Genomic DNA, 24,392 nt, shown 5'->3' on the forward strand with positions numbered 1-24,392 from the left:
GCCCCTTTGGGAGTGGATTTACCGATACTCAGGCGCAAGCCCGCGATCAGTCTTTCGCGCGTTCCACATAGGAATTGTCATCGGTATTGATGACGATGCGGGTCTCGGCGCCGATATGGGCCGGCACCATCACCCGCAGCCCCGAGGTGGTCATCGCAGGCTTATAGGAGGAAGAGGCGGTCTGGCCTTTGACCACCGGCTCGGTCTCGGCGATTTCGACGGTGATTTTTTGCGGCACTTCGATGGCGATAGGCGCGCCTTCATAGGTCTTGACGTAGCAGCGCATGCCTTCGGTCAGATAGACCTTGCTGTCGCCCATGACATCGGCGCTGACCACGACCTGGTCATAGCTTTCGGGCTGCATGAAATGGAAGCCTTCGCCATCCTCATAGAGGAAGTCGTAATCGCGCTCGTCCACGGTGGCCTTTTCGACCTGGTCGGTGGTCTTCCAGCGTTCCGAGACCTTCACCCCGTCCGAGATGCGGCGCATATCGACGGAGGTGGTGGGGGTGCCTTTGCCGGGGCGGTAGGTTTCGGCCGAAAGGACGGCGTAGAGCTTGCCGTCTACCTCAACCACATTGCCCTTGCGGAGCGATGACGCGATGACTTTCACGGGTGAATATCCTTTGATATGCGGATGCGCGACCGGGAAGGCTGAAGGCTCCGGCCAGCGATTGCGCTCCGGTTAGCGCATGATGTGTCAGATTTCCAGCAGGAATGGCGAAGATGGGCGGCAGAGACGGCGAAATGCGTAATCCGGGCCAGGATCAGTGGTGGCAGCCGTTGCATCATGCGGACCGGCGCCCGGCCTTGCTGGAGCGCAACCGCATTCAGGCGCGGATCAGGTCCTGGCTGGCGGAGGAGGGGTTTACCGAGATTGACCCGGCGGGCCTGCAGGTCAGCCCGGGAAATGAGGCGCATCTGCACGCGTTCCGCACCACCGCCATCGGCAATGATGGCGGCATGCGCGAGATGTATCTGCATACCTCGCCGGAATTTGCGATGAAGCGGCTGCTGGCGGCCGGTGAAACCCGCATTCACGCCTTTTCGCATGTCTGGCGCAATCGCGAACGCGGGCCATTGCATGAGCCGGAATTCACCATGCTGGAATGGTACCGGGTCGGCGAGGATTACACCCGGCTCATGGAGGATATCGCGGCCTGGGTGCGGCTTGCGCAGCCGGACGGGGTTTTGCGGTTTCGCGACCGGGTCTGTGATCCGGCACTGCCCTTTGAGCGCCTGAGCGTCGCTGAAGCGTTTTCGCGCCATGCCGGGATTGAGCTCATGGCGACGATGGATGCCGCTGGCGTCACCAATGCCGCGGCATTGGCGGCGCAGATGGACCGCGCAGGGATCCGCCATATGGCCGGCGAGACCTGGTCGGATCTGTTCAGCCGGGTGCTTTCGGAGCGGGTCGAGCCGAATCTGGGGCTGGGGCGGCTGACGGTTCTCGATCATTATCCGGCCTGTGAGGCGGCGCTGGCACGGCGGGTGCCGGGGGATGCGCGGCTGGCCGAGCGGTTCGAGGTCTATGCCTGCGGGGTGGAACTGGCCAACGGGTTCGGCGAGCTGACCGATCCGGTCGAACAGCGCGCGCGCTTTGAGGAAGAGATGGCGATCAAGGCGCGGGTTTACGGCGAGACCTATCCGATTGACGAGGATTTTCTGGCGGCGCTGGCATTGATGCCGCCGGCCGCGGGCTGCGCGCTTGGGTTTGACCGGCTGGTGATGCTGGCCCTGGGCGCGCCGCGGATAAGGGATGTGATATGGGTTCCGGCGGGGTGATCCCCGGCTGGCCGGGTCAGGGGGGCGCTGCCCCCGTCTGCCTGCGGCAGCCCCCCCGGGATATTTTTGGACAGTTGAAAGCGGCAGTTGGCGCGTGGAAGGGCCGCGTCGCTTGAGGTGGGGGCACTTCTCCTGTATCGGCGGAGGGAAAGTGCCATACGCCCGTTCGGAAAGATGCCCAGATGAAATTCCTCGATCTTGCCAAAGTCTATATCCGCTCGGGCGGCGGCGGCGCGGGCTGTGTCTCGTTCCGGCGCGAGAAGTTCATCGAATTCGGTGGGCCGGATGGCGGCGATGGCGGGCGCGGTGGTTCGGTCTGGGCGGTGGCGGTAGAGGGGCTGAACACGCTTATCGATTATCGTTACCAGCAGCATTTCTTTGCGAAGAATGGCCAGCATGGCATGGGCAGTCAGAAGACCGGCAAATCCGGCGATGATATTATCCTGAAAGTGCCGCTGGGGACCGAGATCCTTGACGAGGATGAGGAAACCGTGCTCGCGGATCTGACCGAGCCGGGGCAGCGCGTGCTGCTGGCCCAGGGCGGCAATGGCGGCTGGGGCAATCTGCAGTTCAAATCCTCGACCAACCGCTCGCCGAACCGGGCCAATCCGGGGATTCCCGGGGTGGAGCGGACGATCTGGCTCAGGCTGAAGCTGATCGCGGATGCGGGGCTGGTGGGATTGCCCAACGCGGGCAAGTCGACATTCCTCGCCGCCGTGTCGAATGCGCGACCAAAAATCGCGGATTACCCGTTCACGACCCTGGTGCCGAACCTTGGTGTGGTTGGCATTGACGGGCGCGAATTCGTGATGGCCGATATTCCGGGGCTGATCGAGGGGGCGTCAGAAGGACGTGGCCTTGGGACGCAGTTCCTCGCCCATGTCGAGCGCTGCAAAGTGCTGCTGCATCTGGTCGATGGCACGTCATCGACCATCACCAAGGATTACCGCACGATCGTCACCGAGCTGGAGGCCTATTCCGAAATCCTCGGCGACAAGCCCCGTATTCTGGCGCTGAACAAGACCGATGCGATGGATACAAAGCAGATCTCGGATCGCAGGCGTGCGCTGGAAAAAGCGAGCGGCGGCCCGGTCTATGTGATTTCGGGCGCAGCACAGAAGGGGATCACCGAAGTTCTGCGGGCGCTGATGGCAGAGATCCGGATGACCGGCGTGGAAGAAGAGGAAAGCGGGCCGTGGCAGCCCTGAACGACAGAGTGAGCGTTTTGCAGGCGCCCGATATCCGGGCCGCGCGTCGTCTTGTGGTGAAGATCGGCTCGGCCTTGCTGGTCGACCGCGCCAAAGGGCTGCGCCAGGCCTGGTTGTCTGCGCTGGCGCTGGATGTGGCAGAGGCGCGGGTTCGCGGCACCCAGGTTGTGCTGGTGTCATCGGGCTCGATCGCGCTTGGGCGGATGGTTCTGGGGCTGCCGGCCTCGGGCGAGCTGTCGCTGGAACAGGCCCAGGCGGCGGCGGCGGTCGGGCAGATCCGGCTGGCGCGCGCTTATGAAGAGGTACTGGCACCGCATGGCATCACCACGGCGCAGATCCTTGTGACGCTGGAAGATACCGCCGACCGGCGCCGTTATCTGAATTCCCGCGCGACGATGGAGACGTTGCTCGGGCTTGGCGTCGTGCCGATTGTCAATGAAAACGACACAGTCGCGACCGATGAGATCCGGTTTGGCGACAATGATCGGCTGGCGGCGCAGATCGCGGTAACGGCCGGCGCGGATCAGCTGGTGCTTTTGTCGGATGTGGACGGGTTCTATTCCGCCAATCCGAAAGAGGATCCGACGGCGGTGCGCTTTGATCTGGTCGATCACATCACGCCCGCGATTGAAGCGATGGCAGGGGATCCGATTTCGGGCCTTTCCAAAGGCGGCATGAAGACAAAGCTGATGGCGGCGAAGACTGCCGTTGCCGGGGGCTGCGCCATGGCGATCATGGAGGGCTCGCCCTTGCGACCGCTGAAAGCGCTGGCCGAAGGGGCGAACCGGACCTGGTTTGTCGCCGAGGCCGATCCGCAGGCGGCGCGCAAGCGCTGGATCAATGCGATGAAGGAAAAGGGCCGGGTCCGCGTGGATGAGGGCGCGGTGAAGGCGCTGCGTCTGGGCAAGAGCCTGCTCCCCGCCGGGGTGGTTGCGGTTGAGGGGCGGTTCGGGCGCGGGGAGCCAGTGGGGATCATCGGGCCCTCGGGCGAAGCGCTTGGCAAGGGCCTGATCCGCTATACATCTGACGAGGCGCGGGCGATTGCCGGGCATCGCTCGGGCGAGATTGAGGCGATACTTGGCTATCAGGGCCGGGCGGCTCTGGTGCATCGCGATGATATGGTGATGTAACACGGTGCGGGGAAGCCGGGGGCTCTGCCCCGATGCCGCCGCTGCGTTGGATCGGCGGCGGAAACGGCGGCAGACCCGGTTTTTGCGTCAAAAGGAAGAGCTTAAGGCGAAGAGGTGAGGCGATGGATGGTCAGTTTTCGGATCTGATGACACAGATTGGATCGGCGGCGCGTGAGGCTGCGGCGGAACTGGCATTTGCTCCACCAGAGCAGAAGGCGGCGGGTTTGTTTGCGGCTGCCGATGCGATTGACGCAGGCGTTGACCTGATCCTGGCGGCCAATGCGAAAGATATGGATTTCGCCCGCGAGAAGGGGATTTCACCCGCCATGCTTGACCGGCTGCGGCTGGACAGCGCCCGCGTGGCGGGGATCGCCGCCGCGCTGCGCGAGGTGGCACAGCAGCCGGATCCGGTGGGCCGCGTGCTTGAGGAATGGGAAAGGCCCAACGGGCTGCAGATCCGGCGGGTGGCGACGCCTTTGGGTGTTGTCGGCGTGATCTATGAAAGCCGGCCCAATGTCACTGCGGATGCAGGGGCCTTATGTCTGAAGGCCGGCAATGCCGTCATTCTGCGCGGCGGATCCGAGAGCTTTCATTCCTCGGGCGCGATTCATGCCTGTATGGTCCTCGGGCTGAAAAAGGCCGGTCTGCCGGAGGCCGCGATCCAGCTGGTGCCGGTCAGGGACCGCGATATGGTTTCTGCCATGCTGACGGCGGTGGACTATATCGACGTGATTGTGCCGCGGGGCGGCAAGGGTCTTGTCGGGCTTGTGCAGCGTGAGGCACGAGTGCCGGTTTTCGCGCATCTTGAAGGCATTTGCCATGTCTATGCCGATGGCGCGGCGGATCTGGAAAAGGCGCGGCGTGTGGTGCTGAACGCGAAGACCAGGCGGACGGGGATCTGTGGCTCGGCTGAATGCCTGCTGATCGACCGGGCGTTTTACGCGAAACACGGGCCGGTGCTGATCGAGGATCTGGTGAAGGCCGGGGTCGAGGTCAGAACCGAGGGTGAATTGCTGCAGGTCACTGGCACGGTCGCGGCGCAAGCCGATGATTTCGGGCGTGAATTCCTTGATATGATCATCGCGGCCAAACTGGTTGACGGGGTGGACGGCGCTATTGCCCATATCCGTCGCTATGGATCGAACCATACCGAAGCGGTTCTGACCGAGGATGATGCCGTGGCCGCGCGGTTCTTCCAGCGGCTCGATTCGGCGATCCTGATGCGCAATGCCTCGACCCAGTTCGCCGATGGCGGTGAGTTCGGGATGGGCGGCGAGATCGGGATTGCCACCGGCAAGATGCATGCGCGCGGGCCAGTCGGGGCCGCACAATTGTGCAGCTTCAAATATCTTGTGACCGGCGACGGCACCATTCGCGCCTGACCGGCTGGCGACGGGCGCTCTGTGGGCGTCAGCCTGCCGGAAGAGCCCTGGCATTACGGCAACATATTGCCCGCATACCCTGGTATGCGGGCTTTGTGCTGGCGGTATCGGTTCTCCCGGGCGTAACCCGGCCTGATCTCAACTTATGAGCGAAGATATGCCTCCTGTGACCGACCATCCGCTCCGTTATGCCACGGTGAATGAGCTTCATGCCCGGCCTTTCCCGGCGCTGGATCTGCCCTGTACCGCTGTGATGATGGCCTTCAAGGAGCCGGTGGAAGCTGCAGGGCGCGACCGGGCCCGCGACCGGGATCACCTGATCGACCTGATCGACCGCAATGGCGGCGCGCATCCGCAGCCGGACGCCACGCATTTTTCGGGCCCGATTGGCCGGACCGAGCTGAAATGGGAAAGCCATACTGAATTCGTGACCTATTCGGCCTTTACGCCCGGTGTCTCGTCGCGCCCCTTTGACCCGGTCGAGACGGAAGTTTTCCCGGAGGACTGGGTGCAGGCGGCGCCGGGCGGGCGGATTGCCTCGGTGCTGATCCGCATCGAGCATATGCCCGCGAGCATGGGGGAGCTTTTCGCCCGCTGCGAGGACTGGTTCGTGCCGGAAAGCCTTGCCTTGTCGAAAGTGGTTGACGGGGCTGCGGTGATCGCCGGTGATTTCCGCATCGATCCGGCGGGCAATATGCGCTTCGCGGTCTTCATCCGCCCCGGCACCGGGCGTCGGCGCATCGGGCGGATCGTGCAGCGTCTGTGCGAGATCGAGGTCTACCGCGCCATGTCGATGCTGGGGCTTTTGCGGGCGCGTGATCTGTCGGGCAAGCTCAACCAACTGGATCCGCGGCTTTCCGCGCTGGTCTCGGGGCTGGATACGACCGGGGGCAAGGGGCCGGCGCCTGAGGCGGCTTTGCATGATCTGTTGTCGATTTCCTCCGAGCTGGAGCGGCTGGCGGTACGGGTCTCATTCCGCTTTGGCGCGACCGCCGCCTATGAGGCGATCCTGAACCAGCGCATCCAGGTGTTGCGCGAAGAGCGGCTTGAAGGGCGGCAGACCTTTGGCGAGTTCATGATGCGCCGCTATGATCCGGCGATGCGGACGGTGAAATCGGCCCAGGCACGGCTGGAAACGCTGTCGACCCGGGCGGAACGCGCCGCAGAGCTTTTGCGCACAAGGGTTGATGTTGATCGTTCGGCGCAGAACCAGCGGCTTTTGGAAAGCATGGACCGCCGCGCGGATCTGGCGCTCCGGTTGCAGCATACGGTCGAGGGGCTTTCGGTGGTGGCGATCAGCTATTACGCGGTGAGCCTTGCGTCTTACGCACTCTATCCGTTGGGGAAACTCGCCGGGCTGTCGAAAGAGATGATGACGGCTGTGCTGGTTGTGCCGGTGCTTGCGCTGGTCTGGCTGGGCCTGCGCCGGATCCGGAAGAGCTTTCACTGAAACCAGGCTGGCCCGGATCAAGGCAGCCATCCCGGGGGCGCGGTTGAAATCAGTGATGAGGTGGGGTCACGCCGTCCATTTTCCGGAACATGAACCTGTCGGCGCCAGTACCATCGCAGATCGTGTCATTCCCGGCGCTGCAGATCACCGCTTCCAATGCACAGATGTTGACCAGGTCACGTTCCGTGGATTTGGTCCGGCCGCCAGGTAAATCGATCCACAGATCGCTGGTGAAGGCCGTCCTGGTGGTGACCTGCCTCCTGTCTGCGGGAGCGGTCAGGATGACGGTATCTGCGTTATGACCGCGCCTGAACATCGAGGTTTCGCCTGAACCGAGGGTCACGGTGTCATTACCGCGCCCGGTGTCTGTGGCGCCGAGCCACGCGGTGTTGCCCCTGACCCGGTCATTGTTCTGTCTTTCTATGCGCCTCTGAACCGGGTGCCATCATAGCCCCGGTCAACAAGCGACAATTCCGCCTTCGATAAATTGCCGACGAGCGCAGCAGCTCCCGTATAGTCGCTGAGCCTTTCCAGCGATCATGAAGAGGCGGGCAGGGCGGATATCGGCATCAACGGCTTCGGAACCGCCGCACTGGACTTCCGAGCGTGCATCATCGGGAAAATACACTTTTCTCGCTCCATCGCTGCCAGCAAGTGCAGAGGGGCCCAGGTCCGTCACTGTGAGGGAGTTCTGAAAACCAGAACGCCCCCTTTCCTGGCTTCGAAAATGCGGTCCTGTGGATTAGGTCCGGGGTCAGCTTCAGATGCCTTGCACAAAATCGATCAGGCAGGGATGAATTCGTCTGGTGCTGCCGGAGGAATTGAAATCTTGTGCGATTCTGAGGATCGATTGCCGGACCTGCAGATCCGGAATAAAGGCGCATCGCATTTCTCGTCATTTCTGTGGCCGGCGGATAGGCGGTGCAGAACTCCGGCCCGGGCATTGCCGCAAAGGCGCCCGCCGGAACACCTGGGTCTGGACGTTTGCGGAGAAGCAGAATGAGTTTTCCCATCCACGAAAACAGCCCCCTCCGGCATCGGGGCCGGTTGCCTGCGGGCTGTGATACGGTGGTGATCGGAGGCGGTATCATCGGGGTGATGACCGCGTGGGCGCTGGCGAAAAAGGGCCAGCGGGTGGTTCTGTGTGAAAAGGGGCTGATCGCGGGCGAGCAGTCCAGCCGCAACTGGGGCTGGATCCGCCAGCAGGGGCGCGATCCGGCGGAACTGCCGATCATGATGGAAAGCCTCGCGCTGTGGCGCGAGCTTGCGGCCGGGACGGGCGGGCGGCTCGGGTTCCGGCAAACCGGTGTTCTGTATCTCGCCAATAAAGAAGGCGACATGGCGGGGTTCCGGTCCTGGCTCGATTCGGTCGCGGGCTCGGGCGTGGACAGCCGGATGCTGAGCGCGCGCGAGGTGGCGGATCTGGTCCCGTCGGCCAGAGCGGGCTGGACCGGCGGTCTCTGGACGGCCTCGGATGCGCGGGCCGAGCCATGGGTTGCGGTGCCGGTGCTGGCAGATCTGGCGGCCGAGGCGGGGGTGGTGATCGTTGAGCATTGCGCAGTCCGCTGCCTTGATCTTTCGGCGGGCCGGGTCGCGGGCGTGGTGACCGAGGCCGGGCGCATCGCCTGTGATCAGGTCGTGGTTGCCGCCGGCGCCTGGTCGCGGCTTTTCCTTGGCGCGCATGGTGTCAGGATCCCGCAGCTTTCCGTCCGCGCGACCGTGGCGGCGACCGAGCCTCTCCCGGATCTTTTCCCGGGCGCGGCTGTGGACAGCCATTTCGCCTTTCGCCGCCGCGAGGATGGCGGCTATACGCTCGCCCCCGGTGACCACCAGAATTTCTGGATCGGCCCCGATGCCTTCCGCGAATTCGGCACCTATTGGCCACTGCTGAAACGCACTTTCGGCCAGACCAGCCTGCAACCGATGGCGCCGAAGGGCTATCCCGACGCCTGGTCGACGCCACGCTGGCTGAAGGGCGATGTCGAAACCCCGTTCGAGCGGATGCGGATCCTGAACCCCGCGCCCGATCGCAGGGCGCTGGAGCGGCTGCGGACCCGCTTTGCCGAAGCCTTCCCGCAGATCGGCAAGCCGCGCCTGACCGCCAGCTGGGCCGGGATGATCGAGACCATGCCCGATGTTGTTCCGGTGATTGACCGGACCGAGAAGCTGCCGGGCCTGGTGATCGCGACCGGGCTTTGCGGTCATGGATTCGGCATCGGGCCGGGCATGGGCCGGGTGATCGCCAGCATGGTTCTTGGCGAAGAGATCGGCCATGACATGCGCCGCTTCCGTCTGTCGCGGTTTACTGACGGATCGAAACTGGTGCCGGGCCCCAGTCTCTGACGGATCCCGGTCCTGATCTGCCCCGGTCTTTGGACAGTGGCGGAATGGCACGCGGCGGGGGCTTGCCCTTCTGCGCGCCGGAGATCAGACTCCGCGCCGAAGGAGACGCATATGCCCGTCAAGAACCGTTTCGCCGAACTCGCCCCCGAGATCAAAGCCTGGCGCCAGGATTTTCACCGGCACCCCGAGCTGAATTATGACCTGCCGCGCACCGCCGGGCGTGTGGCAGAGCTGTGCCGGGCCTTTGGCTGCGACGAGGTGACCGAGGGGATCGGCCGTTCTGGCGTCGTCGCCGTGATCCGGGGGCGCTCGGACAGTGCGGGCCGGGTGGTAGGTCTGCGCGCCGATATGGATGCGCTGCCGATCCATGAAAAAACCGGCCTCGAATATGCCTCGGCGACACCCGGGATCATGCATGCCTGCGGTCATGACGGCCATACCGCCATGCTGCTCGGCGCTGCGAAATACCTTGCCGGGACGCGCAATTTCGATGGGTCGGTGGTCTGTATCTTCCAGCCGGCTGAAGAGGGCGGTGGCGGCGGTCTTGCTATGGTCAAAGACGGACTGATGGAGCGCTGGAGCATCCAGGAAGTCTACGGGCTCCATAATATGCCGGGGATCCCGGTTGGCCGTTTCGCGATCCGCCCCGGCGCGATCATGGCGGCGTCGGATGAATTCTCGCTGACCCTGACCGGGCGCGGCGGTCATGCCGCAAAACCGCAGGAGGCGATTGATACCACAGTGGTCGCGTCGCATCTGGTGCTGGCGCTGCAAAGCATCGTGTCCCGGAACACCGATCCGCTGCAATCGGCGGTGGTCTCGGTCGCGACGATCCACAGCGATTCGACCGCCTATAATGTGCTGGCCGAAGAGGTGGTGATGAAGGGCACCGTGCGTACGCTGGACGAGGGCGTCCGGGCGATGATCGAAGCGCGGCTGCGCCAGATCTGCGCGGGCGTGGCCGGGACCTATGGCGCGACGGTCGATGTCCATTTCCGTCGTGGCTATCCGGTGACGGTGAACCATGAGGATGCCACCGCCCATGCGGCGGCGGTGGCACGGGCGATCTCACCCGAAGTTGATACTGAAACCGCGCCTTTGATGGCGGCAGAGGACTTCTCCTATATGCTGCAGGAGCGCCCGGGTGCCTATATCTTCCTCGGCAATGGCAATACCGCGCCGCTGCACCAGGCCGGGTATAATTTCGACGATGAGGCCGCGCCCTTTGGTGCAAGCTGGCTTGCCGGCATGGCCGAGGCGCGGATGCCGGTCGCGTGACATATCGCGCGTGAAAGGAGAGACAGATGACTGAGGAACGTGCCGTTCTGGCCGGGGGCTGCTTCTGGGGGATGCAGCAGCTGCTCCGCCGCCTGCCGGGGGTGGTGAACACCCGTGTCGGCTATACCGGCGGTGAGGTGCCCAATGCCACCTACCGCAATCATGGCCGCCATGCCGAGGCGATCGAGGTGATTTTCGACCCCGCCCGGATCAGCTACCGCCAGATTTTGGAGGCGTTTTTCCAGATCCATGACCCGACCACCCGCGACCGCCAGGGGAATGACCTTGGCCCGAGCTACCGCTCGGCGATCTATTGGGCGAGCGAGGATCAGCGCGCGGTGGCGCTTGAGACGATCAAAGATGTCGATGCCTCCGGCCTCTGGCCCGGCCCGGTGGTGACCGAGGTGGAGCGCGTCTCGGAGTTCTGGGAGGCCGAGCCCGAACATCAGGATTATCTGGAACGTCAGCCGAACGGCTATACCTGCCATTTTCCGCGCCCGGGCTGGGTCCTGCCAAAACGCGCGGCTGAGTGATCCGCCCGGTCTTTATCTGGCGCGGGGCCGATCCCAGACCATGCCGCTCAACCGTGGGTCCGTGAAGCTTTCCCGTGGAAAATCAATCCCCTGGCGCGGATGTTCGCGCAAGGCCATCGCGCCGGTGGGGCTGAGGCGGATGCGCCATGTCTGGCGGTCCTGGATCCCGGGTGCAGCAAAGGCGCTGCAGCTGAGCACCGCCAGATTGGCGCCGCCTTTCGGGTCGCGCACCGATCTGTAGCGGATGATCTCTGCCCCGGCCTCGCGGGCCGCCTCGGCCAGCGTCTGGCAGGGCACGTAATCGATCGGATGGCTCCAGGCCGGGTCGGCCATCGGCGGCGCTGTCAGATCAACCGCCCTTGCGGTCGCGAGTTTGGCCGCAAATGCGGTATATTCCGCCGGCCCGTCGGGAAAGGGCGTCGCCGGGCTCTCGGCGTAAAACAGGAAACGGTAGAATACCATTTCCGCCAGGGCGGTCTGCACTTTCTCGGCGCCATACCAGACACCCGGCGTCAGCCCGGCGCGACGAAAGCGCGAGCCATGCGGGTAGGGGCGGTAGCGAAAGGGTGTGGCCAGCAGGTAATCAAGCCCCTGACAGGCGGCGGGCATCGGCGGTTTGGTGGTTTCCAGAATGTCTTCCAGCAGCGCCTGTTCCGCGAGGCTGTCCACCAGTTTCAGGGTCGAGACCAGGTGCTGTGCTTCGACCAGGCGCCAGCCGCGCCCCTGAAAACCCCGGCATTCAGAGCCGAGCGCGGCGGCTGTCCAGATAGGCGCAGACATCAACAAGTCCCTGAACTGAGGTAATCTTTTCTGCCGGTGTCGCGCCGAGCACGTCATTCGGGGCCGAAATCCAGGCCCGCGCCACCGCTTCATCGCCGCCAGTGATCGCATCAAGCGAGCGGTAGAGCCGCACGAGCATCGCCGCGAGTTCAAAGGACTTGCTGCCTTCCTCGATCCCGGCAGCGCCGCGTTTCAGCCGCGATACACCCGGTTCTGAAAGGCCGGTCACCCGGGCGAATTGCCGCGCCGAAAGACCAAGACGTTCGGCTGCGCGCAGGGCGGCTTTGCCAAGCACCTGACCCCGCGAGGGCTGGCCCGGCGTGAGAACGGGGAATGAAATCATCTGCCATCTCCTTTCATGTGAAAATATAGGTGCACTTGATTTCATATGAAAGGGGGGTCCTGCCAGACAGTATCGAAACATCGGGCCTTATTGAAGCAAAGCCCGGCAATACCTATAGTCTGTAGAGATATCGGAGGCGCGCATGCTCACCATCGGCAAACTCGGGGACCGTACCGGCGTCAAGGTGCCCACAATCCGCTATTACGAACAGATCGGCCTCTTGCCCGAGGCGGAACGGTCCTCCGGCAATCAGCGCCTTTATAGCCAGGTCGCCGAAGAACGGCTGCGCTTTATCCGCCATGCGCGCGATCTGGGCTTCCCGCTTGAGGCGATCCGCGACCTGCTTTCGCTTTCCGATCAGCCGGATCAGTCCTGTGCCGCCGCAGACAGCATCGCGCGTACCCAGCTTGGGGCGGTGCGCGAACGGATCTCGCGGCTGAAAGCGCTGGAACATGAGCTTGAGCGGATGATCGTACAATGCGCCCATGGCACCATCGGCGATTGCCGGGTGATCGGGGTCTTGGGGGATCACAGCCTGTGCAATAACGATCACCGCGTGGCGGAAGGCGAGACGGGACCGGGACAGCGTGAGACGGCGGTCACCGGAAAAATCGACAATTTCTGAAGACCTTAACCAGAAGATGCGCCCGCCTGGCCAGGGCCTTGCAGGGCCGGAGCGCCTGGTCGCTGCCCCCGGGGACCAGGGAGCCGAGATGTAACCGCGCTGTCAGAAAGAGAATCCTCTTCCTTTCCTGGAGGCATCTTTAGAATCCTCAATCACGATAAATCATGTAGTCTTTTCCTGTGAGCTCGGGAAAGGAGCATGGTAATGATCAACACTCTTATCGTTCCGGGCCTTGACGGGTCGGCTGCACCCCATTGGCAACATTGGTGGGCGGCCAGTGACCCTCATGCGCTGACAGTGGATCTCTCGAACCCGCATCGCCCTGTAGCGGCGCTTTGGGAAGTAGAGCTGGCCTCGATGATCATTGCGCATCCCGATTGCGTTCTTGTTGGTCACTCGCTGGGGGCGATTTTGATCGCGCGGCTTCTGACGCAATGGCCGCATCTGCGGGTGGCAGGCGCCCTGCTGGTTGCCCCGGCCGAGACCGCAGGTGCCGACCGTATCGGCCATTTCGGCCCGATCCCGGAAGAGGTGCTTGACCTGCCGGTGATCGTCGCGGCCAGCCGCAACGACCCCTGGATGGGCTTTTCGCGCGCGGCGCAACTTTCCCGCGCCTGGGGGGCGGAGCTGGTCGATCTCGGATTCGCGGGCCATGTGAATGCCGCAGCCGGCTTCGGTCCCTGGGAAGAGGGCCGCGGTTTGCGCAATCGTCTTCTGGCGGGGGCGCTGCCGGAGGCTGCCGCACCATCGCGGTTTCGCAGGCCTGACGGCTATGAGACGCCGGACGCGCGCAAGCGTGCAGCCCGGACCAGGACGGGAGCGGTGCTGTGAGCGCGCGGGACACCTCGCGCGTGACGCTGCGCCGGGGGCAGGAAAGGGCGGCGATCCTGCTGGCCAGCCTCGCGATGGCGGCTGTGCTGGCGCTGACCCTGACGCCGAAAGATACGCTCGGCTTCCTCTCCGCCACACCGGCACATGCCTATGACGGCCTGCCGGTCGAGGAACCCGCCCGCTGAGGCAGGGCAGAGGTCGCTGGGGCGACACATAACCGGAATGGTGCGGCGATGCTGCTGCCCGACAATCTGCCGTGATCCGGCCTCTGACGGGGGCATCCAGAGAACCACGGGCATCCAGAAAACGGAGAGACAGATGATTTATAATGGCTTTGATCCGGGCGTGCTGGCGGTCCTGGCAGGCGAAGACCGAATGGTACAGGGCGCAATGGCGAAAGGCGGGGCAACAGAGGAGAGTGACGAAAACGCACAGGCGAACCCGGGCCCCGGCGATGGCATTCTGATCTGTGTCGCAGCGACTGTCTTGCTGGCAGCGGCGATTCTTCTCAGTGGAATCGGGGCCTGAACAGATATCCTGACGGAGGCGCGAACCGGCGCGGGGCCGGATAAATTCGCCGCCTGAGCTGACGTAGAGCGGTGCGCGCGCCCCGGATCACGCGGCGGTTCAGTGCGGAAACGGCGCAAGCCATGCCTGTCTTTGGCGGTATTTCACTTTCTCGCGCAGCTGTGTGACGGCGGGGCTTGACCAGGCCCTTCGGATCATGGCGCATGGCCGGATTGGTTCCTCGTGTCTGGTGCTCTGGCATCTCAGCACGGCGGAGATGTGCAAAGCCGGCGGCAAGCATCCCGTGATCCTGCCAGATCCGGGGCGTGTCTGCTCCTTCCCGCCGGCGGGAAAGGACAGTTTTATGAGCGTTGTGGTCAGTCGTCGTGCGGCTCTTCTGATGACTCTTTCGGGGTTGGTGTCGGCCTGTGGACCAAAGGTGCCCGAGTCCGGATCGCAACCTGATCCTGCCGCCAATGTCCCTCCGGAAATCCTCGCGATGTATGGCGAGCTCGAGGATAACGGGTTCCACATCCCGGCCGTGAACCCGCGCTATCTGATTGCCGAAAACACCCGCACCGAAGTGGATCTTGCGATCACCGAAGCGCCCGGCGCGATCATCGTCGATCCCTGGCAGCGCTATCTCTATCTGATACGGGGCGGCAATCGCGCGCTGCGCTACCGGGTCGCGGTGGGCGATCAGGGCCGGTCCTTTGAGGGCGCCGCTGTTGCGCAATATGACCGGGTCTGGCCGAGCTGGCGTCCAACCGACAATATGATCCGCGAGCGTCCGGATATGTATGCCGCCTATGCCGCCGGTCTGCCGGGCGGGCCGCAAAACCCTCTGGGCGCGCGGGCGATCTATCTGTTTCGGGGCGGACGTGACACCTATTACCGCATCCATGGCACCAATGAGGTCGCCTCGATCGGCCATGCCACATCGGCGGGCTGTATCCGCATGTACAACCAGGACGCCATTCATCTGGCGGCGAACTATGTCAAAGGCGGGAAAGTCCTGGTCCTGAGCCCGGAACAAAGCGCCGGTGCCTTCGGCTCCTTTGTGCCCGCGACCACGCCCTATAGCGGCGCCTCGTTCAACCAGCCGGCGACAGCGCCGGAGGTTGCGGGCGCCGATCCGGCCTATGGCTATCCGACCGGCTTTCCCGAAAGCCCTTACACCAGCAGCCTGAACTGAGACAGCGATGAAAAGACGCGATCTGATCAGGGGCTCTCTCGGGAGTTCGCTTGGGGCATTGATGCTGGCAGGGGCTGCGCTTCCCGTTCAGGCTGAAGAGATGCTGGCGGGGGAAGCCCCGCACGAGCTGACACATGACCCAGATCAGCCTGTGCTGGGCAATCCCGATGGCTCGGTGACCATCGTAGAATACTACGATTACCAGTGCCCCTTTTGCCGCGACTCGCATCCGGCATTGCTGGATTATGTGCGCTCTGACGGTGATATCCGTCTGGTGATGAAAGACTGGCCGATCTTTGGCGCGGCTTCTGTGCGCGGCGTGCAGCTTGGCCTCGGTTCGGTGGCCCTTGGCCGCTATGCGGAGGTCAATGCCGCGCTGATGGCCGGAAAAGGACGCCGGGTCGATGCGTTGCGAATGGATGCGGCCGTGCGCGACGCCGGGCTGGATCCTGAGGCTGCCATCGCGAGCTTTGAGCGTGAACGCGACAAATGGGTCGCCCTGATTGACCGCACCAGGGCCGAGGCCGATTTCTTCGGCCTGCCCGGCACACCCGCCTATCTGGTCGGGCTGAACCTTTTCCCACGTGTCACCGAAATCGCGGAACTGCGCGCGGCCGTCGGGGCAGTCCGGCGGGGGTGAGCGGTGAGGGTGACCGGCGGGCCGGGGCAATGGCCGGGAAAGGACGCCTCCGGGAGGGGGCGGACGGAACAGCGGGCAGGGGCCGCGTGCGCCGTTCCGTCATGACCGCTCTCGACACTGGCGGCGGGATCGGCAAAATGGGCGGGCACCCGGAACCTTTGAAGCGGCAATGCCACCGGGCTGCAAGCTGCCCTGATTTCGGACCTGATCCTTGACTTCCCTCCTGTCCTATCTGCCCGCGCTCGGTCTCGGCACTGCCGGAGGCTTAGTCGCCTGGGGGCTTGGCCTCCCGTTGCCCTGGATGCTTGGCGCGCTTTTTGTCACCATGATCGCCTCGGTCGCCGGTCTGCGGATCGAGGGGCCCAATGCCATCCGCCCGGCGGTGGTGGCGGTGATCGGCGTGCTGCTGGGCTCGCGTTTCGCCCCCGAGGTGCTGGGCCATATGGTCACCTGGATCGGGACGCTGTCGCTGTTGCTGGTCTATCTGCTGGTCGTCGGCCTGATCAATGTGCCCTGGTATCGCTATGCCGGCGGCTATGACTGGCGCACCTCTTTCTTTGCCGGCATGCCGGGCGGGCTGGCCGAGATGATCGAATTGGCCGAGGCCAAAGGTGGCAAGCCCGAGCCCGTTATCCTTGCCCACAGCCTCAGGATCGTGGTGACCATCTCGCTGATTGCGCTGTGGTTTCGGGTTATCATGGGCCATGATGTCGGCGCGGGGGCGGCAAGTGGCGCTGGCCTGCCGGAATGGCGGGAGGCGGGGCTTTTGCTGGCCGCCGCCATATTCGGGAGCCTGATCGGCCGCGCGCTGAACTGGCCGGCGCCGACCTTCCTCGGGCCGATGGCGCTTTCGGCGGCCCTGCATCTGAGCGGCATATCCGAAGCCGCGCCGCCTGCGGTTCTGGTCAATGCGGCCCAGGTGATCCTCGGCACCGTGCTGGGCTGCCGCTTTCGCGGCGTGCCACTTTCGGAACTGCGCAAGGCGGGGGGGCTCAGCATCGGATCGACCGTGCTGGTCCTGGGCGTGGCGCTTGGTTTCAGTCATCTGATGCGGATCCTGACCGGCACCAGCCCGGAACAGGCCATGCTTGCGCTTGCGCCGGGCGGGCTGACCGAGATGGGGCTGATCGCGCTGGCGATCCATGCCGATGTTGCCTTTGTCGCGCTGCATCACGTGGTCAGGATCATTGCAATCATTGTCGCGGCCCCGGTGGTCTTTGCCCTGTTCGAGCGCCGTCTCGCGGCGGGGGGCTCCGGGAAGGGCGGATCCGGGGATCCGCCCTGATCTGCCTTATGGCAGGATCGCCGTCACGGGATGCGGTGTGGTTGCGGTTTCCGCCGGCAAGACCGGCAGCACCACCTGGGGCATGGTGCCGGTCAGACTGTCGAGAAAGGCCACGATCTGCGTGGTCTCTTCGGGGTGCAGCGCTTCGCCAAGCTGGCTTTCGGCCATGATCTCGACCGCCACGCGCAGATCCCAGACCTTGCCCGAATGGAAATAGGGCGCAGTCAAGGCGATGTTGCGCAAGGGTGCTGCGCGGAAGACATATTCGTCATCCACCGTCGCGGTGACCGCGAAGCGACCCTTGTCATCGGGCGGCAAGATCTCGGCCCCGGGCTTTTCGATCAGGCCGAACGGGTAATAGCCATGCCCGCCGACATTGACGCCCGAATGGCAGGAGGCGCAGCCCTTATCCATGAAAAGCTGCAACCCGGCCAGCTGATCCGCCGTCATCGCGGCATCATCGCCGTTGAGCCAGGCATCAAAGGGCGCGGGCGTGATCAGCGTCGCCTCGAACACCTCGATCGCTTTGGCCATATTGTCAAAGCTCAGCGGTTCGGCATCGTCAGGAAAGGCCGCGTCGAACCAGGTCACATATTGCGGCATGGATCCCAGCGTGGCGATGACATTGTCGGGCGTATTCGCCATCTCGACACCGGCCTGGACCGGCCCCTTGGCCTGGGCTGCGAGGTCATCGGCGCGCCCGTCCCAGAACTGCGCCTCATTGAGCACCGCATTCAGCACCGTGGGCGCATTGCGCGGCCCTTTTTGCCAGCCATGACCGACCGAGGTTTCCATATTGTCATCGCCGCCGGTGGTCAGGTTATGGCAGCTGTAGCAACTGAACACGCCCGAGGCCGAGAGACGCGGATCGAAAAACAGCGCTTTGCCCAGATCGAGTTTCGCCGGGGTCGAGGGGTTGCCCGCGATGGCGGGAACCGTCGAAGGCAGGGCTCTGAAGGTTTCCAGCGCGAGATCACGCAAAGTTTCGGCAGACGCCGCCGTCCCGGAGAAAAGCGCCGGGACGAGGAGGGAGAGGAGGATTGGTTTCATGCTTGCTCCTGAGGGTTGAGCTGGCGTTCGCGCGGGATCAGTCTGGAGCCGGGCGCAGGCAGGGCGCCATGATCGGGATCAAACCCGAAGCTTTCAGATAAATTAATTTAAATAATTAATTGAAAATACTAGATTATTTGTGAAATCTTATGGCGTGCGGTGCCTTGCGTTCATGCATCGCCATGACCAGCGCGACCGGTCCCCGGAAGCGAGCGGAGTCCGATCACGCTATTGCCTGTTTTTCCGACAGCTCTGCTCTCTGATCACGCAGGGGAAAGATAAAATTGCGGCAGGGGCAGCGATTTCTCTTGCCCGATCGCATTGGCTGCCCGCAATATGATCAAAATATAATAATACTGAGAACCACACCACAGGGGTGATCTTTTGGCTGTTACTGCTGCCATTATGGCGAAAGACGTGACCAAGGCGTTCGGTCAGGGCGAAACCGTGGTCAGGGCGCTGGACAATGTGTCCTGCGAAATCAGAACCGGCGAATTCTTTACGCTTCTCGGGCCATCGGGCTGTGGCAAGACCACGCTTTTGCGCCTGATCGCGGGGTTCGAAATGCCAAGCGCCGGGCAGATCCTGATCGATGGTCAGGATGTGACCGGCCAGCCCCCGAACAAACGGGCGGTGAATACGGTCTTCCAGTCCTATGCTCTGTTCCCGCATCTGAGCGTGGCCGAGAATATCGGCTTCGGGCTGAAGATGAAGGGCATCGCAAAGTCCGAGGTCGACCGGACAGTCCAGGAGATGCTGGCACTGGTCCGGCTCGAGGCAATGGCAGGGCGTAAGACCAGCCAGCTTTCGGGTGGTCAGCAGCAGCGCGTTGCGCTGGCGCGGGCGCTGGCACCGCGGCCCAAGGTTCTGCTACTTGATGAGCCGCTTTCTGCGCTTGACCTTAAGCTGCGCAAGGAGATGCAGGTCGAGCTGAAACGGCTCCAGACCGAGACCGGCATCACCTTTGTCTTCGTCACCCATGACCAGGAAGAGGCGCTGACCATGTCGGACCGCATCGCGGTCATGTCGGCGGGCAGGATCCAGCAGCTTGGCGCCCCGCGCGAGATCTACACGAAACCGCGCAACCGTTTTGTCGCCTCCTTCATCGGCGAGACGAATTTCCTGACCGCAACCGGTGTGCCGGGCGGGGCGAAGCTCGCTTCGGGTGAGGTGATTGCGGTCGATACCGGCGGCAAGGGCGGGCAGATCACGCTGGCGGTAAGGCCCGAACATGTCGAGATCACGCCGCCGGATGCGCAGGGCGCGATTTCGGCCGAGGTCCGGGGCTCGGTCTATTTTGGCACCGATATGAATTACCAGATCGTGCTGCCCGACGGGACCGGGATCGAGGCCTGCGTGCAATCGGGCGTCACCGGCGAGGCGCTGATCGGGCAGGGGGCGAAGGTGGGGATCCGGTTCGCGCCGGGCTCTGTCCTCATGCTGGAGGACTGAGCGATGGCCCGGACACATGGCGCGAGCGAGGCCGAGCGCCTTCAGGCCGCAAGCTCGACCCGCAATGCCTGGGCGCTTTCGGCCCCGGCGCTGATCCTTTTGTTCTGCGCGGCGGCAGGGCCCCTGCTGATCGTGCTGATCTATTCCTTCCTCACGGCTGGCCCGACCGGCGGCGTGGTGTGGGACTTCTCGACCGAGGCCTGGGTTGGGGTTCTTTACACCCGCGACATCTTTGATGATGGCAATCTGGTGCTCGCCGATGCGCATCTGACGATCTTCTGGCGTTCGGTGAAGATCTCGATCCTGACCACGCTGATCACCTTCGCGCTTGGCTTTCCCACCGCCTGGTTCATCGCCACGCGCCCGCTGAAAGAGCGCGCGCTCTGGCTGTTCCTGATCACCATTCCCTTCTGGACCAATCTGCTGATCCGCACCTTTGCGATCACCGAAATCATCCGAAATGAGGGGCTTCTGAACAAGATCCTGCTGGGGATCGGGCTGATTTCCGAACCGATCCGCATCATGAACACCGATACCGCCGTGCTGATCGGCATGGCCTATGTCTATCTGCCGCTGATGGTGCTGCCGCTGTTTGCGGCCATCGACCGCTTCGATATGCGGCTTTTGGAAGCGGGCTATGACCTTTACGCCTCGCGCCTCCAGGTCCTGCGCCATGTCGTGCTGCCGATCGTGAAGCCCGGTATCATCGCAGGCTCGATCCTTGTCTTCATCCCCTCGCTTGGCGCCTATGTCACGCCGCGCGTGCTGGGCGGCGGCAAGAATATGATGATCGGCAATTTCATCGAACTGCAATTCGGTCAGGGCCGCAACTGGCCGCTGGGGGCCGCACTTTCCATAACGCTTTTGCTGATCGTGATGCTGGCGATGATCTTCTATGTCCGCGCCGCGACCAAAGGGGGCAAGAGCCATGGCTGAGAAAAGCTTTGAAGTCTCGCGCCTGCCCGGTTTCGCCACTGTTGCGATCCTGGTCTTTATCGCGCTCTACCTGCCGATCTGCACGCTGGTGTTCTTTTCCTTCAATGCCGGCACCACGCTTTCGGTCTGGCAGGGCTTTTCCTGGCGCTGGTATATCGAGGCCTGGGAGAATGATGTCGTGCAGGCCGCCGCGCTGCGCTCGCTGCAGATTGCGGTTTCGGCCAGTTTCATCGCGACCGTGGTGGCGACCATGGCCGCTCTTGCAACCACCAGGCGCCGCGCGTTTCGTGGCCAGACGGCGATCTATGCCTTCATCAACCAGCCACTGATGGTGCCCGAGATCGTGACCGCGGTGGCGCTTTTGATCGTCTTCGGGGTGATCAAGGCCTGGACCGGCTATCAGGGCCTCTGGTATCTGATCCTCGCGCATTCGGCCTTTTGTGTGCCCTTTGCCTATCTGCCGATCCGGGCAAGGCTGGAGGGGATGGATCTCTCGCTGGAATCGGCGGCGGCGGATCTTTACGCCAATCCCTGGCAGACCTTTCGCTTTGTCACGCTGCCTCTCCTGTCCCCCGGGATCGCCGCCGGCGCGATGCTCGCCTTCGTCATCAGCCTCGATGATGTGGTGATTACCGAGTTTGTGAAATCCGCAGGCCAGGATACGCTGCCGACCTATATGCTCGGCCAGCTGCGCCGGACGCTGACGCCCGAGGTCAATGCGATCTCGACCGGTCTTCTGGTACTGACAGTGCTGCTGCTGGTCGGGTTCTCACTTATCAACCGCAAGAAAAACTGAACCGAATGGTTCTTGTCCAAAGTTTCACAGGGAGACGGATATGAAGAAATTCCTCAGCACGGTGGCCATTCTCTGCGCCACCGCCGCCATGGCCAGCGCCGATGACAAAGTGCTGCAGCTTTACAACTGGGGCGATTATACCAGCGCTGAACTTCTGCGGAAGTTCGAGGCCGAGACCGGCATCAAGGTTATCGTCACCGATTACGATTCAAACGACACCGCCCTGGCAAAGATCCGCGCCGGCGGCCATGGCTTCGACATGGTGGTGCCTTCGGCCAATTACGTGCCGATTTTCGTCGAAGAGGGGCTGGTGGCGGAGCTTGACCATTCCAAACTGCCCAATATCGGCAATATCGCACCAGAGTGGCGCGATGTGTCCTGGGATCCGGGCCGCGCCCATACCATTCCCTGGCAGTGGGGATCGACCGGGATCATGGTCAACAAATCGGTCTATAGCGGCGACATCAACACCTCGGCGATCTGGCTGGACGTGCCTGATGAGCTGAAGGGCAAAATCAATGTGACGCCCGAGATGAACGATATCGTCTATATGGCGGTGTGGTATGTCGGCGGCGAGCCGTGCACCGAAGACACCGAAGTGCTGAAAAAGGCCCGTGATGCCCTGATCGCAGCCAAGCCCGACTGGATTTCGATGGATTATGGCGCCACCGAAAAGATGTCGAGCAATGACTGGGCGGCGACCGTCTACTGGAACGGGGCGGCCCTGCGCTCGCGCATCAACAACCCCGATGTGCATTTCGGCTATCCGAAAGAGGGCTATCCGCTGTTCATGGATTCGGTGGGGATCCTCTCGGATGCCAAAAACCCCGAAGGTGCATATAAGTTCCTGAATTTCATCATGGAGCCGGAAAACGCGGCGCTGATCTCGACCCATGCCAAATATGCCAATGGCATCACCGGCTCTGAGCCGTTCATGCCCGAAGAAATGAAGGGCGCCCCGGAGATCGAGATCCCGGAGGCCTCGAAAGCCGCCGGTCATTTCCTGCAACGCTGCCCGCCCAAGGCGCAGGAATATATGACTGCGATCTGGACCGAGCTGATGAAATAAGCGGCATCCCCGCTTTCTGAAATCCAGGGCGGCCCGCTTCGGGCCGCCTTTCTGCCGAATGGAGCCTGAAATATGCCCGCCGACCTGATTTTCTTCAATGCCAAGGCCCTGACCATGGATCCCGACATGCCCCGGGCCGAGGCCGTGGCGATTGCCGCGGGGCGTATCCTCGCCGTGGGCTCCAATGCCGATATCACCGCGCTGAAGGGGGCGGCCACGAAAGTGGTGGATGCGGGCGGGCGGATGCTCTTGCCGGGCTTTGTTGAAAGCCATCTGCATCTGGGGCTTGGCGGCTCCGAGCTGAGCGATCTGCAACTGACGCATGTTCATGGCATAGATCAGTTGCGCGAGGCCTTTCTGGCCTATGCAGCCGCCAATCCGGATCTGCCCTTCCTGATGGCGCAGGGCGCCGATTATGGCCTTATCGAAGGTGGCGCCAATCGCCATATCCTCGACAGTATCATCGCGGATCGCCCGATCGCTATGACCTCGCATGACCACCACACGATCTGGGCCAATACGCTTGCGCTGGAACTTTCCGGCACGCTGAACGGGCTGGAATGCTCGCCCGGCCATGAGGTGGTGATGGGGGCGGACGGGCTCGCCACCGGCGAGCTTCTGGAATTCGAAGCTTTCGGCCGGGTGGTTGATCTGGCCGGGCGCGGGCGGCTGAATCTGGGCATCGCGACCGGGGGCGAGCCGGTCAATCCAAGCCAGGCCGAGCGCGATCTGGACAAGGATATGTTCGAGCGTGGCCAGATCCATTGCGCGCAATATGGCATCACCTCGATGGTGATGATGGATGGCAACCGATACACGCTGGAATGCCTGCGCGAATTGCAGGAGGAAGGCCGGCTGCTGGCACGGGTCAAGGTGCCCTTCCATTACAAACCCAATATGGATCATTCCGAGCTCGACCGCGCCGTCGAGATGACCGAGAGCTTCAATGATGAATGGCTCAGCTCGGGCTTTGTGAAAATGTTCATGGATGGTGTGCTCGACAGCTATACCGCCTTTATGCTGAACGATTATCCGACAAAGCCCGGTCATAAATCGGTCGCGCTTTTCCCGCCGGATCAGTTCAACCCGCTCGCGGCCGAGATTGATCGCCGTGGCCTGCAGATCGCGGTTCATGCCATCGGTGACGGGGCGGTCAGGACCACGATTGATGGCTATGAGACCGCGCAGATCCAGAATGGCAAACGCGACTCGCGTCACCGGATCGAACATATCGAGCTGATCGACCGTGCCGATGTGCCGCGTGTCGGTGCGCTTGGAATTGTCGCGAGCCTGCAACCCTCGCATCCGCCGGGCGCGATGGATTTCGGGATGGAACCGACGCTGACCAATATCGGCGCCGCGCGCTGGCCGGATGCCTATCTGCACAAAACGCTGGCCGATCACGGCGCGCCCGTTGCCTATGCCTCGGACTGGGCGGTGACCGATGTGGCGGTCTTGCGTTCGGTCCAGGCGGCGGTGACGCGGCTGCCATACAGCGATGCCTGCACCGATGAGCGCCTGAGCCTTGAAGAAAGCCTTTACGCCTATACGGCAGGTGGCGCCTGGGCGGCGCATACCGACCATATCACCGGTCGGCTGAAACCCGGTCTCGCGGCGGATCTCGTGCTGTTGCAGGAAGATCTGGAACAGGTTGCACCCGATCATATCGGCAGCGTCCAGGTCGCGCTGACCATCTGCGGCGGTCGGGTGACCTATGCGGCTGAAGGCCAGGCCATCTGATATCTGAACCAAAAGACGGTGACGTTACGGCACC

At 63.1% G+C, this 24,392-nt stretch carries 25 protein-coding genes and 1 pseudogene; 20 read left to right on the plus strand and 6 right to left on the minus strand.

The features are described from left to right. Positions 1–46: 46 nt before the first annotated feature. A complete protein-coding gene (efp, locus tag M3484_RS01550) occupies positions 47–613 on the minus strand; it encodes an elongation factor P (protein WP_092897741.1) in 567 nt (188 codons plus the stop codon). 113 nt (positions 614–726) lie between these two features. Between efp and epmA the strand changes: the two genes are divergently transcribed. The 5 genes from epmA to M3484_RS01575 all read left to right on the plus strand — a co-directional run bounded on the left by epmA (position 727) and on the right by M3484_RS01575 (position 6,955). Next, complete coding sequence (gene epmA, locus M3484_RS01555; protein WP_249495464.1) at positions 727–1,785, plus strand: EF-P lysine aminoacylase EpmA; 1,059 nt, start codon at positions 727–729, stop codon at positions 1,783–1,785. A 182-nt stretch (positions 1,786–1,967) separates the two neighbouring features. Further along, on the plus strand, positions 1,968–2,993 hold the full coding sequence (gene obgE, locus M3484_RS01560; protein ID WP_249495465.1) for a GTPase ObgE: 1,026 nt from the start codon (positions 1,968–1,970) through the stop codon (positions 2,991–2,993). Further along, positions 2,981–4,123 carry a glutamate 5-kinase gene (proB, locus tag M3484_RS01565; RefSeq protein WP_249495466.1) on the plus strand — a complete coding sequence of 381 codons (1,143 nt, stop codon included), beginning with the start codon at positions 2,981–2,983 and terminating at the stop codon, positions 4,121–4,123. The genes obgE and proB overlap by 13 nt, the downstream gene beginning before the upstream one ends. A 122-nt stretch (positions 4,124–4,245) precedes the next feature. Then, the gene (locus tag M3484_RS01570; protein ID WP_249495467.1) at positions 4,246–5,505 is read left to right on the plus strand and encodes a glutamate-5-semialdehyde dehydrogenase; all 1,260 of its coding nucleotides are present in this window, start codon (positions 4,246–4,248) and stop codon (positions 5,503–5,505) included. 157 nt (positions 5,506–5,662) lie between these two features. Next, complete coding sequence (locus M3484_RS01575) at positions 5,663–6,955, plus strand: DUF3422 family protein (protein WP_249495468.1); 1,293 nt, start codon at positions 5,663–5,665, stop codon at positions 6,953–6,955. Between the two features lie 49 nt (positions 6,956–7,004). Here the strand turns inward: M3484_RS01575 and M3484_RS01580 are convergent, their stop codons facing one another. Then, positions 7,005–7,298, minus strand: coding sequence for a hypothetical protein (locus M3484_RS01580; protein WP_249495469.1), 294 nt, complete (start codon positions 7,296–7,298; stop codon positions 7,005–7,007). Positions 7,299–7,378: 80 nt separating this feature from the next. Further along, a pseudogene (locus M3484_RS01585) lies at positions 7,379–7,526 on the minus strand (IS5/IS1182 family transposase); the annotation flags it as partial. A 428-nt stretch (positions 7,527–7,954) separates the two neighbouring features. Between M3484_RS01585 and M3484_RS01590 the strand changes: the two are divergent. From M3484_RS01590 to msrA, 3 genes are all read left to right on the plus strand, one after another. Beyond that, the gene (locus M3484_RS01590) at positions 7,955–9,298 is read left to right on the plus strand and encodes an NAD(P)/FAD-dependent oxidoreductase (protein WP_249495470.1); all 1,344 of its coding nucleotides are present in this window, start codon (positions 7,955–7,957) and stop codon (positions 9,296–9,298) included. 111 nt (positions 9,299–9,409) lie between these two features. Then, positions 9,410–10,576, plus strand: a complete 1,167-nt coding sequence (locus tag M3484_RS01595) for a M20 aminoacylase family protein (RefSeq protein WP_249495471.1) — start codon at positions 9,410–9,412, stop codon at positions 10,574–10,576. Between the two features lie 26 nt (positions 10,577–10,602). Continuing rightward, a complete protein-coding gene (msrA, locus tag M3484_RS01600; RefSeq protein WP_092897729.1) occupies positions 10,603–11,109 on the plus strand; it encodes a peptide-methionine (S)-S-oxide reductase MsrA in 507 nt (168 codons plus the stop codon). A 12-nt stretch (positions 11,110–11,121) separates the two neighbouring features. Here msrA and M3484_RS01605 read toward each other — a convergent pair whose 3' ends face one another. Then, the gene (locus M3484_RS01605) at positions 11,122–11,889 is read right to left on the minus strand and encodes an RES family NAD+ phosphorylase (protein ID WP_249495472.1); all 768 of its coding nucleotides are present in this window, start codon (positions 11,887–11,889) and stop codon (positions 11,122–11,124) included. Continuing rightward, positions 11,849–12,232, minus strand: coding sequence for an MbcA/ParS/Xre antitoxin family protein (locus M3484_RS01610; RefSeq protein WP_249495473.1), 384 nt, complete (start codon positions 12,230–12,232; stop codon positions 11,849–11,851). The genes M3484_RS01605 and M3484_RS01610 overlap by 41 nt, the downstream gene beginning before the upstream one ends. Positions 12,233–12,374: 142 nt before the next feature. On the opposite strand from M3484_RS01610, the gene M3484_RS01615 reads away from it, so the two are divergent. The 7 genes from M3484_RS01615 (at position 12,375) to M3484_RS01645 (ending at position 17,315) form a co-directional block, all read left to right on the plus strand. Beyond that, entirely contained in the window at positions 12,375–12,857 is a 483-nt protein-coding gene (locus M3484_RS01615; protein ID WP_249495474.1) for a MerR family transcriptional regulator, read from the plus strand. 204 nt (positions 12,858–13,061) lie between these two features. After that, positions 13,062–13,688 carry an RBBP9/YdeN family alpha/beta hydrolase gene (locus M3484_RS01620; protein ID WP_249495475.1) on the plus strand — a complete coding sequence of 209 codons (627 nt, stop codon included), beginning with the start codon at positions 13,062–13,064 and terminating at the stop codon, positions 13,686–13,688. Then, complete coding sequence (locus M3484_RS01625) at positions 13,685–13,873, plus strand: hypothetical protein (protein ID WP_249495476.1); 189 nt, start codon at positions 13,685–13,687, stop codon at positions 13,871–13,873. The genes M3484_RS01620 and M3484_RS01625 overlap by 4 nt, the downstream gene beginning before the upstream one ends. Before the next feature lie 133 nt (positions 13,874–14,006). Then, positions 14,007–14,216, plus strand: coding sequence for a hypothetical protein (locus M3484_RS01630; RefSeq protein ID WP_249495477.1), 210 nt, complete (start codon positions 14,007–14,009; stop codon positions 14,214–14,216). A 343-nt stretch (positions 14,217–14,559) separates the two neighbouring features. Then, positions 14,560–15,390 (plus strand): L,D-transpeptidase, encoded by an 831-nt coding sequence (locus M3484_RS01635; RefSeq protein WP_249495478.1) that lies wholly within the window; start codon positions 14,560–14,562, stop codon positions 15,388–15,390. A 7-nt stretch (positions 15,391–15,397) separates the two neighbouring features. Continuing rightward, complete coding sequence (locus M3484_RS01640) at positions 15,398–16,030, plus strand: thioredoxin domain-containing protein (protein ID WP_249495479.1); 633 nt, start codon at positions 15,398–15,400, stop codon at positions 16,028–16,030. A 211-nt stretch (positions 16,031–16,241) separates the two neighbouring features. Continuing rightward, positions 16,242–17,315 carry an AbrB family transcriptional regulator gene (locus M3484_RS01645; protein WP_249495480.1) on the plus strand — a complete coding sequence of 358 codons (1,074 nt, stop codon included), beginning with the start codon at positions 16,242–16,244 and terminating at the stop codon, positions 17,313–17,315. Between the two features lie 6 nt (positions 17,316–17,321). Here the strand turns inward: M3484_RS01645 and M3484_RS01650 are convergent, their stop codons facing one another. Further along, positions 17,322–18,365, minus strand: a complete 1,044-nt coding sequence (locus M3484_RS01650) for a cytochrome-c peroxidase (protein WP_249495481.1) — start codon at positions 18,363–18,365, stop codon at positions 17,322–17,324. A gap of 405 nt (positions 18,366–18,770) precedes the next feature. Between M3484_RS01650 and M3484_RS01655 the strand changes: the two genes are divergently transcribed. The 5 genes from M3484_RS01655 to M3484_RS01675 all read left to right on the plus strand — a co-directional run bounded on the left by M3484_RS01655 (position 18,771) and on the right by M3484_RS01675 (position 24,358). Beyond that, positions 18,771–19,817 carry an ABC transporter ATP-binding protein gene (locus M3484_RS01655; RefSeq protein ID WP_249495928.1) on the plus strand — a complete coding sequence of 349 codons (1,047 nt, stop codon included), beginning with the start codon at positions 18,771–18,773 and terminating at the stop codon, positions 19,815–19,817. A gap of 3 nt (positions 19,818–19,820) precedes the next feature. Further along, on the plus strand, positions 19,821–20,753 hold the full coding sequence (locus M3484_RS01660) for an ABC transporter permease (RefSeq protein WP_092897707.1): 933 nt from the start codon (positions 19,821–19,823) through the stop codon (positions 20,751–20,753). After that, positions 20,746–21,549: an ABC transporter permease gene (locus M3484_RS01665; protein ID WP_249495482.1), complete on the plus strand. Its 804-nt coding sequence runs from the start codon at positions 20,746–20,748 to the stop codon at positions 21,547–21,549. The genes M3484_RS01660 and M3484_RS01665 overlap by 8 nt, the downstream gene beginning before the upstream one ends. 40 nt (positions 21,550–21,589) lie before the next feature. Continuing rightward, complete coding sequence (locus M3484_RS01670; RefSeq protein ID WP_092897703.1) at positions 21,590–22,618, plus strand: extracellular solute-binding protein; 1,029 nt, start codon at positions 21,590–21,592, stop codon at positions 22,616–22,618. A gap of 72 nt (positions 22,619–22,690) precedes the next feature. Then, positions 22,691–24,358 carry an amidohydrolase gene (locus M3484_RS01675; RefSeq protein ID WP_249495483.1) on the plus strand — a complete coding sequence of 556 codons (1,668 nt, stop codon included), beginning with the start codon at positions 22,691–22,693 and terminating at the stop codon, positions 24,356–24,358. Positions 24,359–24,392 lie beyond the last annotated feature (34 nt).

Origin of the sequence: Pseudomonas sp. GX19020, from assembly GCF_023371075.1 — a bacterium.
GTDB lineage: Bacteria > Pseudomonadota > Alphaproteobacteria > Rhodobacterales > Rhodobacteraceae > Pseudogemmobacter.